This window comes from Nocardia transvalensis (assembly GCF_015477765.1).
In the GTDB taxonomy this organism is placed as follows: Bacteria; Actinomycetota; Actinomycetes; order Mycobacteriales; family Mycobacteriaceae; genus Nocardia; species Nocardia transvalensis_A.
This window is the reverse complement of the sequence record NZ_JADLQQ010000002.1, coordinates 612,343-627,194: the sequence shown is the minus strand read 5'-3', so window position 1 is coordinate 627,194 and position 14,852 is coordinate 612,343. Positions and strand designations below refer to the sequence as shown.

Below are 14,852 nucleotides of genomic sequence, written 5' to 3'. Positions count from 1 at the left end.
GGCCTCGCACACCGAAGCCGAGAACCGAGAACAGTAATCAGATCAAAGACCTAGGGACACTGCAATGACGAAAATAACCATGGCCGACATCGAGCGCATTCTGGTTGCCTGCGCGGGCTCCGAGGAAGACATCGATACGAGCGTCGGCTTCGCCGAACGTTCGTTCGAGGAAATGGGATACGACTCGTTGGCGCTGATGGAAAGTGCGGCCGTCATCAAACAGGAGTACGGGATCACCATCCCCGACGAGGACCTCGTCGACGTGGAGACCCCGAAAGCACTGCTGGAACTGGTCGAGGCAGCCGCCGCCGCGAGGACGCTGTGATGGCCACTTCCCGCGAGCATTCGACCGCCCACACCCTGACCATCGCTGCCCCGCCTGCCGTCGTGTACGGGCTGGTGGCAGACGTGTCCCGCTGGCCTGCGTTGTTCGGACCGGCCGTGTACGTGCGCCAGATCGAACTCACCGAGCGTTCACAGCATTTCGAGATATGGGCGATCGTCAACGGCGACATAGCCCACTGGGAGTCTCGACGTTCGTTGGATCCGTCGCGTTTGCGAATCGAGTTCGCACAGGTGCGCAGCCAGCACCCGGTCGAAGCCATGCGGGGGGAATGGATCTGCCGTGAACTGGCACCCGGTCGTACGGAGGTGACGCTCGGGCACACCTTCACGGCAGCCGACGACAGGCAGAGCACCGTGGAATCGATCCGTCGCGCACTGAATTCGAACAGTAGCCGCGAACTTGCGGCACTCGCGGCCGCCGCCGACCACGGCTACCACGTCTCCGATGTCGTGTTCAGCTTCTCCGACTCCGTCGATATCGACGGTTCGCAGGTTGGCGCGGCGTACGAATTCATCGACCGCGCAGAGCTGTGGCCGTCCCATCTGCCCCATGTGGCGTCTGCCGACTGTGCCGAGATGTCGCCCGGTGTCCAACGGCTGACGATGGACAGTCGCACGGACGACGGCACCGTCCACACGACGGAATCCCTCCGAATCTGCCGACCGGGCGAATGGATCGCATACAAGCAACTGCGCACACCCGCTCTGCTGCGAGGCCACAGCGGAGTATGGACGTTCCGCCACGCGGAGCACGGTCCCGGGCGGATCACGGCCAGGCACACGGTGGTCCTCGATCCCCATGCAGCGGTGATGACGTTCGGATCGGGTGGCGTCGGTGACGCGAAGAAGTATGTCCGGGAGCAGCTGCGTCGCAACAGCAGCATCACCATGACCCATGCCGTCGAGTACGCGAGAAAGGTCACCGTCCGCCCATGAACGCCGTTCTGATCACGGGCGCAGCGGGATTCATCGGATCACACTTCGTCCGCCACTGGGTTGCCGCGCATCCGGACGACACGGTCGTCGCACTCGACGCGCTGACCTACGCCGGGACCGAGACGAACCTCGAATCGGTTCGGGACCGAATCACATTCGTCGCGGGTGACATCGGTGACGCCACTCTCGTCATGCGGCTGTTGGAGCAGTACGCCATCGGCACGGTGGTCAATTTCGCCGCCGAGTCGCACAACAGTCTCGCGATCCTCGACCCCGGCCGATTCTTCCGCACCAACGTCCTCGGTACCCAGCAGTTATTGGAGGCGTGCCGAGTCGTCGGTGTCGGCCGGTTCCACCACGTGTCCACGTGCGAGGTCTACGGCGATCTCGCCCTGGATGCAACAGAGGCGTTCACCGAGACGAGCCCCTATCTGCCGCGGACACCGTACAACGCGTCCAAAGCCGGCGCCGATCATGCCGTCCGCGCCTACCACGAGACGTTTCAGCTGCCCGTCACCATCACCAACTGCGCCAACAACTATGGATCGCATCAGTTCCCGGAGAAACTGATTCCGCTGTTCACCACGCGAGCGATCGACAACGGGCCGCTGCCGATCTACGCCTCCCGGCACAACCGCCGTGAGTGGATCCACGTCCACGACCATTGCACGGCGATCGCCATGGTGCTGGCCGAGGGCACCGTCGGACAGACTTATCACGTCGGGACGGGAGAGGAGGCCAGCGTCGAGCAGATCGCCGATTTGATCCTCGACGAACTCGGCCGACCGTCGTCGTTGAAGACGACCGTTCCCGACCGGCCCGGACACGACCGCCGATACCTGCTGGACTCCACCAAGATTCGTCAGCAGTTGGGGTGGCAACCCGAGATCGGCTTCCGCGACGGCATCCGCGACACCGTCCGGTGGTATGCCGACAACAGGTCGTGGTGGCAGCCGCTGCTCACCCGCAGCCCGGTCGTCGAGGAGGCATGGACAGGCGGTGTCAGGGCAACGCTGCCCTGACACCGCGTTCCTATGCCGACCGGCAATCGAGGCCGGCCGGCATCGTGCTCGCAACGACCTGGTTGCTCGTGATGATCTGGTGACGCAGACGCTGCAATTCGGGCGCAGGCTCGACACCGAGTTCCTCCCGCAGGACGGCCGTCAAATTCTGATAGGCCGCCAGCGATTCCGCGCGTCGCCCGGCCGCGAACAATCCCTGGATGAGCTCGCGATGAAACCACTCGTTCAAAGGGTAGGCGGCGACCAGACTCCGTAATTCAGGAATGAGTTCACGCGCGCGGCCCCGGGCCTTCTCGGCTTCGATCCTGAGTTCCAAAGCCATTATCTTGAGCTCGTCGAGATAGGTGATATGCCCGCGCAGGACATCGCCCGGTGTAATGTTGGCCAACGCTGGACCGCGCCAAAGATCGAGCGCCTGCGTCAGTCTCCTGGATGCTTCCTCGGGACGATTCTTCAGCAACAGCGAGCGAGCGTCGGCGACGAGTCCTTCGAAGACTTTCGCATCGATATCCTCAGTCTTCACGCGGAGCGCGTAGCCGGGTGGTTGAGTTACCAGTAGCTCGTTTTCGGAGTCGGCCATTCCCTTCTGCTCGAACATCTTACGGGCATGGTAGATGTAGGTCTGCAGCGTCGTCATCGCGCTGCGGGGTGGATCATCACCCCACAGTTCTCGGATGATCAGGTCGACGCTTGTCACCTCATCACGAATGAGCAACAGTCCGAGCACCTGGCATATCTTCGCGGCGGTCGGACGGAATGGCACCCCGCTGCCGTCGAGAATCTCGACCGACCCAAGAAGTTTGTATTTCACGTGCCCCCCGCAGGTCTCAGATAATTCAGTGTTCACATCGTCCGAAACGCTACATTTCGAACGAAACTACGCTAGAATTGATTTGGTACAGACGACTTCTACATCGTCAATTCATAGTTTACAATGGCAGGTTCCGTAAGTCGAGCACTCAACCTGTGAGTTTACTTAATTGTCGAGAACTTGGTACAATAATAAACTTGGTACAATTATAAAAAAGCGGGCTGCCCCGATAATTCGGGGCGTCTATTGCGGAATATTTTCCTCGCAACCCGCGAGCAAGGCAGGTTGGCGAAACCTTTATCCGACCGTTCGGCTCGAAACGCTGTACCACTGGAGTGACAGGGAGGCGCCTTGACCGAAGAGCCGATTCGAGGCCGCACTGTAATCGTCGAAAAATGACTGCGGGTTCGGCGCGCCGGTACTCGGCCTGAAGTAGTGGTTGGGTGCGCTGGACAGCCGCACCAGACCGGAGTCCATGCGAGCGCCCGGTTGCGCACCGTCCAGAATCGTGAAAAGCCCTATGCCGCAGCTCAATTGGCGTGGCTTGACGATGGTCGGTTCGCCTCCGTTGTCGAGCATGAGGTTGTCCCGGGTCGGCAGGAGTTCGCCGATCCTATCGACGCGAAAGACCTCCCGCCCGTCGAGAATCCATCGCACCGTGTGCTGAGCGGGTGTGTAGGCGATCCGGAAGTCATGGGGGGCACCGGGTTTCGTGTCGCCGACCGGTATCGCGTAGGTGAAGGCCGCGTAGTTTCCCAGTCTGGGGCGCGAGTCGGGCACCCGCTCGTAGAAGGCGTACACCCGCTTGTTGGTGACGAAGAAGTCGAAGATCATCGACGTTTCCGGATCGAGGACGGGCATCCCCACCGAGGCCAACCGCAGATCGTCGTCGGGGTCGGCAACGTGCGCCCCGAACGGATGGGCGGCGGTACCGAAGGTCCGGCCGGACAACTTCTTGGTCTCGCAGGCCAGCTCCTCGCCGTCGACCGCGTCGAAGCCCTGGTAACCACTGGTCGCGGTGTGGTTCATGAAGGCAAGCCATTTGACATGGTCGAGGCTGCCGGGTAGCCCTTGTCCGTTCGGCGGTTCCTGCGGGACGGTGAGGCTGAAGGCGGGCTCGCCGGTCCGTGGATTCTTCGCGCTCGGCGCGACCTGCAGATGGTTCGGCCGCGTTGTTGCCACGCCGTCGGAGGCCGACCAGGAGCCGGCGCTCGGAACGGCCCACTTCGCGTCGGGCCCGGTTGTGGTGAACCCGTTCCTGAAGTCGTCCCACACGTGTGGTGGTGAACCGCTGGCCCGTGCCGACATCTGCAGCGCAAAGACCATGGTGCTCGCGATCGCGAGGATCGCGACGCGGAGAGTGTCTTTCATCATCGAAGCTCTCCAATCGTGGTCCGCATTGCCCTGCGTAGCGATTCCGTCTGGTCGTTCAGCATTCGTCGGGTGATGGCGGCATCGGTGATCGACAGTGATCCGTGGAATGTCCCCGGATAGTGGTGTAGCTCGGTAGGCACACCCGCTTGGATGAGCCGGTGTGCGTAGATGAGGCCTTCGTCTCGGAGCGGGTCGAATTCGCAGACGCTCACGAAGGCGGGAGGCAGATTCGAGAGGTCGTCGGCTCGTGCGGGCGCGGCGTAGGGCGAAACGTCGCCGTCGAGCGAGGGGCCGAGATAGTAGTGCCAGCTCAGCTGCGCAGTCGACCTGTCCCATTTGGGTGTGTCGACGAATTGTCGAGCCGAGACAGTGTCGAGTCCGTCGTCGAGCTGCGGATAGACGAGGGACTGGAAGCCGATCGGCGGACCGCCCCGATCGCGAGCGAGCAGAGTCAGCGCCGCCGCCAGACCGCCGCCGGCGCTTTCGCCGGCTACTCCTATCCGATTCGGATCGACGCCCAAGTCGGGTGCGTATTCGCGGACCCACAGCAGCGCGGCGTAGCAGTCCAGCAGAGCTGCCGGAAATCGGTGCTCGGGCGCCAACCGGTAGTCGACGTTGACCACCACGGCATCGAGCTCACAACTGAGCCGGAGCGCGGTGGCGTGCACTGTGTCGAGGTTTCCGGTGACATATCCACCCCAGTGCAGATAGAGCAGCGCGGCAGCGCGATTCCCCTGGGTGGTGACCGGCCGGTATACGCGGACGACAGTGTCGGGTTGGCCGACTGTCCCGGCCACCCGATGTGTCCCGACGTGTACGCCGGACGTGTCCGCCGGCTGACTTGCCGAGATGTGGGCGAGTATCGCCCTGGTGGTCGGCAGGTCGTGGTAGTCCAAGGCGGGGATCGTCGGGACCCACGGCGCCAGCTCGGCATCGAACGCATATGTCACGGCCGCCCCCTGTTCCCTGTCGATTCGATTCTCAGAACGTGACTACGACTTTGCCGAAGTGCGAGTTCCCGACGAAGTCCGTGACCGCTCGAACGGCGTCAACGAACCCGTAGGTGGAGTCGATCGTGGCCACGAGTTCGCCCGAGGCCGCCCGTCGGACCAGGTCGTCGAGTTGGTCTGCGCCGTGCTCGACCCCGACATGTTCGGCGGCAACGCCGCGAGCGAGCTCGCCCGGATGCGCATTCGTCGACACCAGCCTGCCGCCGTCCTTCACTGCCGCCGCGCTCGCGGCGACCGCGTCGCCGCGGGATACGAGATCGATGACTACGTCGACACCGGCGGGAACGAGTTCGCGTGTCCGCTCCAGGACATCCGCGCTCGTGTGATCGATGACCTCGTCGGCGCCGAGACGTCGAAGGCCGGCGGCCCTGTGCGGCGTTCCGGTCGCAATCACGTGAGCGCCTGCGGATTTCGCGAGTTGGACAGCGAACGAGCCGACGCCACCGGTCGCTCCGACGATCAGGACCGTGGACGTCGGCCCGAGACGGCTCGCCGAAACCGCCGCTGCCGCAGTCATTCCGGCCACCGGGATCGCCGCGCCGGATGCCGGGTCCAGGTCGGCGGGCCGATGGACGAGGCCCGGACCCACGGTCGCGGGTACGTACTGTGCGAGCGAACCGCCGGATCCGAAGGTGAATGCAACGATCGGGTCACCGGGGCGGAATTCGGTGACGCCCTCTCCGACGGACTCGACGGTGCCGGCCGCATCGAGTCCCGGAACGAACGGGTGCGCGACCGGCATCGCATCGCGGACCAGGCCGGTGATCAGGACGATATCCAACGGATTGATCGCCGCTGCCTCGACCTTCACGAGAACCTCCCCAGGGCCCGGCACCGGAGTCTCGATGTCACCGATGGTCAACGCATCCACCGGTCCGTACGACAGTGCCATCAGTGCTTTCATCGCACGTTGTGCCTCTCTGGTCGATTCGGCGGCCGATTCGAGGTCGGTCGATGTTGGCGGGTCCAGACGAGTCGTCGGCGCTGAAGGTTTCCCTCGATGACTGCTTCGCCGTGGAGCGTCAGCATCTCGCCCGAGTCGTCGCGAGATGCGTCCCGCACGAGTTCCCTGCCGACCTGGAACGGGTGAGCGCTGACCCAGACCTGGTGAAAGACCCGACTACCGTCCAACCGCCACGTGCCGGCGTAACCCATGAAGGTCTCCTGGCCGACACCGCCGTCGACGTGTCCGGCGAGCGGCGTGCGCGCCATGGACACGGACATGAATCCCGACGGTTCGTAGATCAGAAGTCCCGTCGGCGCGGGTCCGAGCGGACCCACCCGTTCGACGTCGCCGTCATCGAGCTCGACGTACGACAGCAGGCGCCAGCACCCGATCAGATCACTTGCCTGCACGGGTTCCCCCGATCGGCCGCCCGTCCGGAGCCGACCCGCCGAAGGCCGCTGTAACCGCACACAGTACGAGTCATCACGTTTCCATCCGTGTGATAGGTGATTCTCGAGCCACCCAAGCGGGACAACCACAGTCTCCCGCCCACTCCAGCCCCGGCTACCGGAGTGAACCCCAACCCCCACTATGCACCGCGCCCCGCGGATTCACACGCCCCGATTTCCACCGACACTTCCCCACCCTGGCTTCGTGATCTTGTGAACCCACGGCGCAGTGAAGAAAGATTGTGTCCGGAGGGGGACTTGAACCCCCACGCCCTTAGTCGGGCACTAGCACCTCAAGCTAGCGCGTCTGCCATTCCGCCACCCGGACCGGATGTGCTCGAAAAGGTTAGCCGATGATGGGGCCGGAAGTGAAATCGGTTGCCCAAGGGGTGGTTTCGGCCACACCGGCCGGTTGCCGCCTATCATGTCGGGGGCGCATGCCCACCGGATCAACCGGCGACGGGTACGGGGCTGTGGTCCTTCGCCGCGAACCAGGTGTTGTAGAACATCAGGCCCATCGTCGCGAGCGCGGCCAGGATCGTGAACCCGAACGGGATCGGGTGGGCTGCCATGGTGGGGGCGAGGAAGCGGATGCTCAGCAGGATCGCGATGAACAGGGCGATGCCGGTGGCCACGAGTCGGATCCGGGCGCGGTCCCAGCCGCGGTCCGGGTCGCGTAGTGCGGATTCGACGGTCAGGCACAGGATGGCGCCGACGACCAGGTCGATGCCGTAGTGGGCGCCGAGCCCGAGGGTGGCGATGAGGGTGCAGACCAGCCAGAACGCGCCGCCCCACCGCAGCCACAGCGGTCCGCGACGGGAATGGATGAACAGCGACAACGCCCAGGCGGTGTGCAGGGACGGCATGCAGTTGCGCGGGGTGATCGCATCGAAGGGCAGCGGTTCGAGCACCGACGGCGCCGCCGGAACGATGCTGGGCCACACGTCGGCGATCTCGAAACCCTGTCCCTGCGAACCGTACGCGAGCACCGGCCCGACCACGGGAAAGACCACATACCAGATAGGTCCGACCAGACCCAGCGTCAAGAACGTTCGCACCAGCGAATGCCGCGGCCATGCCCCGGTGGTCACGCCGCGCAGCTGCCAGCACGCGACGACGATGGCCGCGACCGGGAGCTCGAAGTACACCCAGCGCACCACGCCCAGCGCCACCGGCCCCGCCGCGTCGAGCGCCTGCCCGGCCAGCCACGAGGGGTTGCCGAGCGCATGATCGGCCAACTGCACATACGGATCGAGAACCGTCGGGCACGCCCACGCGGTGATATCCAGCCAGATCTCCCCCACCTTCGTGGCGAAGATCAGCAGCGCCCCGAAGGCGATGGTGCGCAAGGCCGTTCGACGGCGCTGCCCGTCCCATCGCACGACCGCGATCACCACCAGGGCGGTGAGCACAATGGTCGGGCCGTTACCGACGGTGAACGGCCGCCCCTCCATCGCCCGGGCGGCCACGAAGATCAGGTCGAGGGCGACGGCCGCGGCCAGCGCGCCGACCCGGGCGCGCGTGGTGATCCCGACCAATGCCAGCAAGAATCCGGCCCACGGCGTCGTCGCCGACTTGGGAGTCCCGGCATAATCGCGAAACAAACTGGTCAGCGGCCCTAGCGCCGAGATGTGCGCGGCCATGAGCTCCCCGCCCACCAACACCGACACCGCCGCCGCGACACCGCTCCACACGACCCATGGATGCCGACGCCCTCGATCCTCCTCGACACCCACCGATCCGGTCGTCGAGGCCGAGCCCCCGTGTACGTCGTCCACAAGCACCCGGACATCGTAAACAGGGGTTGAACACCAACCGTACGGACGGTAAGCGGAAGAAAGCTCAGGTCGCCGCCCGCGCCGTCAGGAAGGCCATCGCTCCCCTGGTCGCCACCTGGAGATCACGCACCGCCGGTCGGATCTGTTCGATCAGTTCCGTGGTGGTGCGTGGCGCGGTGGCAGCCTCGCCGCTGCGGTGCAGGGCGGCGAGCATGCGTCGGGCGCGGGCCGTTTCGGCGACCAACGAGGTCGCGTACAGGCTGCCGCGGGGAGCGAGTTGCCCGGACAGCCGCCGCAGCGCGTCGGCCGGATCGCTCAGCAGGTGTAGCACCCCGTAGCAGGCGATGGTTTCGAAGACATGCGGCCGGAGTCCGGCTCGGTCCAGGGCGAACAGGTCGGCCTGGAGGAACACGGCGTGCCGGGTCCCGATTCGTGCCGCGGCCCGCCGCAGCATGGCCAGCGACCGGTCGACGAGGACGAGCGGACGGCCGGTACGACGGTAGGCGGCGGCGGTGAACACGGCCGTGCCGCAGCCGGCGTCGAGCAGCGGGCCATCGCCCGAACCAACTGCGGCCGTGGCGAAGTCGGTGTACTCCCGCGACGACGCGCCCCACACGGCTCGGTTGTAGATCGGGTTGCCGATGATCGCGTCGTAGAGCCCGGCGAACCGGTCCGTGCGGGAGGCCGGGCCGGAATCCGGCTCGAGCGCCGAGAAGATCCCGTCGCCCAGCTCCCGGATGTCGTGGCCTGGATCGAACAGTTCGGCGAAATCCATCATTGCATCCAGCCCCCGGCCGGGATCGTTGTCGACGGTCTCACCCGACGATCGGCAGGGCGCTCTCGTCGGCCAGGCGGGACAGGGCCTGCTGCATGAGGCCGGTGACGTGGTCGTAGGCTCGGTCGACATCGAGGTCGGGGCCGAAGGTTTCGTGGAGATCGATCGGCTCGAGGAATTCGATGGTGACCTTGGTGGGTAGCGGGATGTGGCCCGCGAGGTCGCTGATGTTGACGCCCCACGGCACGGCCAGCGAGATCGGGAACACCTTCAAGCGCAGCATCCGGTCCAGCCGCAGCATCCGGGCCAGCCGGTCGCCGCGGGTGAGGATCAGATGATTCTGGTGCGCACCGTAATTGACCATCGGCACGATGGGCACGTTCTCCTGCCATGCGAGCCGGAGAAAGCCGGTGCGGTGGGCCATATCGATGCGGTCGCCCTCCCAGGCGGGGCGATGGACCTCCCAGTCACCGCCGGGATAGACCAGCACCACGGCCCCGCTGCGCAGGGCGGCGCGGGCGTTGTCCGGGTTCGCCGCCATCGTGCCCCACTTGCCCAGGACCGGGCCGAGCAGCGGGAACAGCATCACCAGGTTGTGGGCGAGCTGATAGAACGGGCGGTCGACGCCGAAATGGCGGGTGAAGGCGAGGGTGGTCACGACGACCTCGGGAGAGGTGTTGCCGCCGGAATGGTTGCCCACCACCAGCACCGGGCCGTGCCGCGGGATCCGGTCCAGGCCGCGCACCTCCGGGCGGAAGTACAGGCGCGCCAGCTGCCACGTGGGTTCGAGCATGCGGGAGATGAACGCGGGATCGCGTTCGCTCATATCCGCCTCGGGCACGTGCTGCGCCACCTGTCGTCTGACCCAGTCGACCACCGCGTCGACCGGTGCGGTGGGTAGGGGGAACAACTTCATCGGACAACTTCCACGTTCGGCGAATCCTGCCCCCGGTCATACCCGGCTCGCCGGCCACTACACCTCGCCGTTCACCGCGTTTGCGCCGTTACGGTCAACCGGACTGTGCCGGAACGGTTTCCGGTCGATCGGCTCTATCCAGGCGAGACAGCGCGACGGCCGAGACCGCGCCGATGACCATCAGCCCGACCCAGACCGCCCAGTCGGCATCGGCCGCACGCGCCGCCCCGACCACCGCGCCGGTGGCGAGATTTCCGACCAGAATTCCCACTCCGACCACGGTGTTGTAGAACCCGTAATGGGTGGCGACCAGCCTGCCTCCGGCCAGGGCCACGACGGTGTCCATCTCGAACGGAAACACCGCCGCGGTCCCGACCGCGAGCACGGCCGCGGAAATCAGCAGCGCCGCAACGGCGATGGCCGACCCGAACCGCTGCGGTTCCGGGACCAGCGCCACCGGCAGGAACGACACCGCGAGCAGCCCCATGCCGACGACGAGACTGCGTCCGCTCCCCCACCGGCCGCGCAACCATGCCGTGATCCGCAACTGACCCGCGACGGCGACCACGCCCGAGATTACGAATACGGCGGAGGTCACCGCCTGCGCCCGCGCACCCGCGACGTACTCGGCCTGCAGCGGCAGTGCCAGATACACCTGGAACGACAGCACATACGAGCCGATCATCGCCGCCGCGAAGGCGACGAATCGGCGGTTGGACACCACCGTGCGCCAGTCCTGCAGCACCGAGGTCTGCTCGGTCGCCGCCACCGATCGCCGCGGCGGCAACGCGAACAGTTGCGCCACCGTCAGAGCGGCGAAAACCACCGCCGCCACGGCGGCGCTCACGCGAAAGTCGAACGCCGTCAGGGCCAATCCGACCAGCGGTCCGGCCAGGATCCCCGCCTGATAGAAGATGTTGAACACCGCGAACGCCTCCACCCGGCGCTCCCCCGCGTCGGCGGCCAGGTACGCCCGCACCGCAGGGTTGAACAGGGCGCCCGCGAAACCGGTTGCCGCCGAGGCGAACAGCAATCCTGGCAGCGATGTCGCGAAGATCAGCAACCCGAAACCCGCTGTGCGCAGCAGACATCCGGCCACGATCAGCGGCTTGTACCCGAGGCGGTCGGCCAGGGTGCCGCCGACCAGGAACATGCCCTGCTGGGAGAAGTTGCGCACCCCCAGCACCAGTCCGACCGCCCACGCCGCCAGTCCCAGGGGGCCGGAGAGGTATCCGGCCAGGTACGGCATCAGCATGTAGAAGCCGAGGTTGATGCCGAACTGATTGATCATCAGCAGCCGGGCGGCCGGGTCGAAGCTGCGGAACTTCGTCAGCGCGGTCACGACAGCAGCTCCGCGGCCAGGTCCCGCCGGTGGGGATCGACAACCGTGGTGCAGCGGGTCCACGAGGTCACCTCGCGCTCACCGGGATGGGTGAGGAGGTCGGGTTCGACGGGCGGGTCGGCATCCAGCAGGCCGTGTTCGCGGCAGTAGGCGTCGTTGTAGATCGTGTCGAAGTAGCGGTGCGGCCCATCGGGAAAGATCGTCGCGATCCGGACATCCGGCTCGTGCACCCGCGCGGCCCAGCCCGCGACGAGCGCGGCCGCGCCGACACTCCAGCCGCCGGAGGCATAGTGGGTGGCGGCCAGGGTGCGGCACGCCCACACCGCCTCCGACGGTGCGACCCAATGGATTTCGTCGAAGGCGCCGTAGTCGACGTTGCGGGGGTGGATGCTGGATCCCAGACCGCGCATCAAACGCGGGCCCGCGGGCTGGCCGAAGATCGTAGAGGCCACGGTGTCGACGCCGATCAGCTTCATCTCGGGACTGAACTGCCGCAGCACCCGCGCCACCCCGGCGGAATGACCGCCGGTGCCCACCGCGCACACCAGCACATCCACTCGGCCGAGCTGCCCGGCCAACTCGAGTGCCAGCGATTCGTATCCGGCGACGTTGTCGGGGTTGTTGTACTGATCGGGGCACCACGCGCCGGGTTCCCGGTCCAGCAGCTCGGCGACGCGGTCGCGGCGGGCCTGCTGCCAGCCGCCCGTCGGATGTGGTTCGCCGACCAGATCCACCTCGACGCCGTAGGCCGCGAGCATCCGCGCGACGATCGGTTCCAGGCCCGGATCGGTGACCACCGTGACCGGGTGACCGGTGACCAGCCCGGCCAGGGCGAGGCCCAGACCGAGTGTGCCACTGGATGATTCGATGATCCGCGCACCGGGTGCGAGATCTCCGCGCTGCTCGGCGCAGCGCACCATGTGCAGGGCCGGGCGATCCTTCATCCCGCCGGGATTGAATCCTTCCAGCTTCGCCCAGAACCCTCGCCCCCGCGGGGCGATCGGGGCGCCGATCCACAGGACCGGGGTATTGCCGACCAGTGCGTGCGGCCGTCGCGCGGCGACGGGCGCGGCGACCAGTGCGGCCGGGATCTCGGCCGGGCCGTCTAGCACAAGCTTGTTCATGACTGTCGCTTCCTGTATCGAATCCGCCGTGCGGCGGAGCGGACGTGAGCAGGGCAGCGCACACCGGCCGATGGGACGAACAACACCATCGGCCTGCCGCTGACCTGTCAGCGCCGAGCGATACAGATTCGCGTGAGAATGTCGCGGCCCCCCACCGCGGGAACGGCTCCGGCCGGCGGCCCCCGCACCCCACCGGCCGCGGCGATCACCATCGCTGCGCCACCGAGTGCCACGGCCAGCAGGAAAGAGATCAGTTGCAGCACACCGAGTTTGCCGCCTCCGGGCAGGACGGCCTGCAGGCAGTGCGCGGCATGCGAGGGGCAGTGCCCGATGACATGGTCGACCTCGGCATGTGCGGCACCGTGCCCAGCGACGGCGGCCGCCGAGGGGGCCTGGGCGGCGGCCGGATGCGTGTCGTCGTGCCCGACGAAGCCACAGTGGAGGACGGCCAGGATCATCGTCGCCGCTGCCGACAGGGCCAGCAGTGAGCCGCCGCGCCACAACCGACCGATGACCGTCATCGCTGGCCCGACCCTCCGATCCCCGTGGTTTCGTGCGGTTCGACGTACTCCTCGACTCCGTAGCATACCCCCAGGGGGTGTTTATGCAAGCCGGATGTTTGCCTGCAATAGGGGTTTCCGCGCTACGACCGGGTCGCAGCGGTGTCGACCGGCCCCGCATCCTCCTGCTGCTTCTTCTCGCTGATCATGGTGAGGATCAGCAGCAGGACCGCGGCGACGCCGCCGCCGATGAGGATGGTGAAGCCACCGTTCCAGCCGAGATGGTCCACCGTGTAGCCGATGACGGCGCTGGCTGCGACCGAGCCGCCGAGGTAGCCGAACAGGCCGGTGAAACCCGCCGCCGAACCGGCAGCCTTCTTCGACACCAGCTCCAGGGCGTGCAGGCCGATGAGCATGACCGGGCCGTAGATGAGGAAGCCGATGACGATCATGCAGGCCATGCTGACCCCGGGCATATCGGCCGGGGCGATCCAGAACATCATGGTCGCCGCGGTGACCAGGCCCATGAACAATACGCCGGTGGCGCCGCGGTTGCCGCGAAACACCTTGTCCGACATCCATCCTGCGAGCAGGGTTCCGGGAATGCCCGCGTATTCGTAGAGGAAGTAGGCCCACGACGACTTGTCGAGGGTGAAGTGTTTGACCTCTTTGAGGTAGGTCGGAGACCAGTCCAGGACGCCGTAGCGCAGCAGGTAGATGAACACGTTCGCGAAGGCGATGTACCAGAGCAGCTTGTTCGGCAGGATGTAGCGGGTGAAGATCTCCTTGGTGGTGAGCTCCACCTCGTCGGAGGCCGAGTAGTCCTTCGGGTAGTCGTTCTTGTACTCCTCGATCGGCGGCAGGCCCACCGACTGTGGGGTGTCGCGCATGAGGATGTAGGCGATGGCCGCGACGATGATCGCCATGAACGCGGGCATGTAGAACGCCGACCGCCAGTCGTGGAACCAGGCCATCCCCAGCAGGAACAGCAGCGGCGGCAGGCCACCGCCGACATTGTGGGCGGTATTCCACACCGACACGATGCGGCCGCGCTCGCTCTGCGACCACCAGTGCACCATGGTGCGCCCGGCGGGCGGCCAGCCCATGCCCTGGAACCAGCCACAGACGAACAGCAGCACGAACATGACGAGCACGCTGGAGGTCGTCCACTCCATGAAGCCCATGAGGATCATGACCGATGCCGACAGCACCAGGCCCAGCGGCAGGAACACGCGCGGGTTGGCGCGGTCCGAGACCAGGCCCATGACGAACTTGGAGACGCCGTACGCGAGCGAGATCGCCGAAAGCACAAGGCCCATCTGGCCTTTGGAGAAGTCGCCGTGCTCCCCGTCGGTGAGGTACGGGATCGCGAGGGCGAAGTTCTTGCGGACGAGATAGTAGGCCGCGTAGCCGAAGAAGATGCCGATGAAGATCTGCCACCGCAACCGCTTGTACAGCGGATCGATCTGGTTCTCGGGCAACCGCTCCCGGTGGGGTGCGGGCGCGAGGATGCTCAGCATTCCG

General features: G+C 66.1%; 15 protein-coding genes and 1 tRNA gene. 3 read left to right on the top strand and 13 right to left on the bottom strand.

Annotated elements, in window-relative coordinates; translation table 11 throughout:
• Positions 1 to 64 precede the first annotated feature (64 nt).
• The 3 genes from IU452_RS06950 to rfbB are packed head-to-tail and all read left to right on the top strand — an operon-like array spanning position 65 to position 2,303.
• Positions 65 to 325 (top strand): acyl carrier protein, encoded by a 261-nt coding sequence (locus IU452_RS06950; RefSeq protein ID WP_195108041.1) that lies wholly within the window; start codon positions 65 to 67, stop codon positions 323 to 325.
• The gene (locus IU452_RS06945; RefSeq protein ID WP_195108040.1) at positions 325 to 1,281 is read left to right on the top strand and encodes an aromatase/cyclase; all 957 of its coding nucleotides are present in this window, start codon (positions 325 to 327) and stop codon (positions 1,279 to 1,281) included. The genes IU452_RS06950 and IU452_RS06945 overlap by 1 nt, the downstream gene beginning before the upstream one ends.
• Positions 1,278 to 2,303, top strand: a complete 1,026-nt coding sequence (gene rfbB, locus IU452_RS06940; protein WP_195108039.1) for a dTDP-glucose 4,6-dehydratase — start codon at positions 1,278 to 1,280, stop codon at positions 2,301 to 2,303. Before IU452_RS06945 ends, rfbB begins: the two co-directional genes overlap by 4 nt.
• Positions 2,304 to 2,313: 10 nt before the next feature.
• Here the strand turns inward: rfbB and IU452_RS06935 are convergent, their stop codons facing one another.
• The 13 genes from IU452_RS06935 to glpT form a co-directional block, all read right to left on the bottom strand.
• Positions 2,314 to 3,114, bottom strand: coding sequence for an AfsR/SARP family transcriptional regulator (locus IU452_RS06935; RefSeq protein ID WP_195108038.1), 801 nt, complete (start codon positions 3,112 to 3,114; stop codon positions 2,314 to 2,316).
• 297 nt (positions 3,115 to 3,411) lie between these two features.
• Positions 3,412 to 4,488 (bottom strand): DUF6081 family protein, encoded by a 1,077-nt coding sequence (locus tag IU452_RS06930; RefSeq protein WP_195108037.1) that lies wholly within the window; start codon positions 4,486 to 4,488, stop codon positions 3,412 to 3,414.
• The gene (locus IU452_RS06925) at positions 4,485 to 5,438 is read right to left on the bottom strand and encodes an alpha/beta hydrolase (protein ID WP_195108036.1); all 954 of its coding nucleotides are present in this window, start codon (positions 5,436 to 5,438) and stop codon (positions 4,485 to 4,487) included. Before IU452_RS06925 ends, IU452_RS06930 begins: the two co-directional genes overlap by 4 nt.
• 31 nt (positions 5,439 to 5,469) lie before the next feature.
• Positions 5,470 to 6,390, bottom strand: a complete 921-nt coding sequence (locus tag IU452_RS06920; RefSeq protein ID WP_195108035.1) for an NADP-dependent oxidoreductase — start codon at positions 6,388 to 6,390, stop codon at positions 5,470 to 5,472.
• 8 nt (positions 6,391 to 6,398) lie between these two features.
• Positions 6,399 to 6,854, bottom strand: a complete 456-nt coding sequence (locus IU452_RS06915) for a lipocalin-like domain-containing protein (protein WP_195108034.1) — start codon at positions 6,852 to 6,854, stop codon at positions 6,399 to 6,401.
• Positions 6,855 to 7,136: 282 nt separating this feature from the next.
• Positions 7,137 to 7,221 (bottom strand) — tRNA-Leu (locus IU452_RS06910).
• A 121-nt stretch (positions 7,222 to 7,342) separates the two neighbouring features.
• On the bottom strand, positions 7,343 to 8,677 hold the full coding sequence (locus IU452_RS06905; protein ID WP_324192476.1) for a DUF5933 domain-containing protein: 1,335 nt from the start codon (positions 8,675 to 8,677) through the stop codon (positions 7,343 to 7,345).
• 58 nt (positions 8,678 to 8,735) lie between these two features.
• On the bottom strand, positions 8,736 to 9,446 hold the full coding sequence (locus tag IU452_RS06900; protein ID WP_195108033.1) for a class I SAM-dependent methyltransferase: 711 nt from the start codon (positions 9,444 to 9,446) through the stop codon (positions 8,736 to 8,738).
• Positions 9,447 to 9,486: 40 nt separating this feature from the next.
• Positions 9,487 to 10,362, bottom strand: a complete 876-nt coding sequence (locus IU452_RS06895) for a 1-acyl-sn-glycerol-3-phosphate acyltransferase (protein WP_195108032.1) — start codon at positions 10,360 to 10,362, stop codon at positions 9,487 to 9,489.
• Positions 10,363 to 10,456: 94 nt separating this feature from the next.
• Positions 10,457 to 11,704 carry an MFS transporter gene (locus IU452_RS06890; RefSeq protein ID WP_324192475.1) on the bottom strand — a complete coding sequence of 416 codons (1,248 nt, stop codon included), beginning with the start codon at positions 11,702 to 11,704 and terminating at the stop codon, positions 10,457 to 10,459.
• A complete protein-coding gene (locus IU452_RS06885; RefSeq protein WP_195108031.1) occupies positions 11,701 to 12,828 on the bottom strand; it encodes a PLP-dependent cysteine synthase family protein in 1,128 nt (375 codons plus the stop codon). Before IU452_RS06885 ends, IU452_RS06890 begins: the two co-directional genes overlap by 4 nt.
• A gap of 107 nt (positions 12,829 to 12,935) precedes the next feature.
• On the bottom strand, positions 12,936 to 13,349 hold the full coding sequence (locus IU452_RS06880; protein ID WP_195108030.1) for a hypothetical protein: 414 nt from the start codon (positions 13,347 to 13,349) through the stop codon (positions 12,936 to 12,938).
• Positions 13,350 to 13,471: 122 nt separating this feature from the next.
• Complete coding sequence (gene glpT, locus IU452_RS06875; protein ID WP_195108029.1) at positions 13,472 to 14,848, bottom strand: glycerol-3-phosphate transporter; 1,377 nt, start codon at positions 14,846 to 14,848, stop codon at positions 13,472 to 13,474.
• Positions 14,849 to 14,852: the final 4 nt, after the last annotated feature.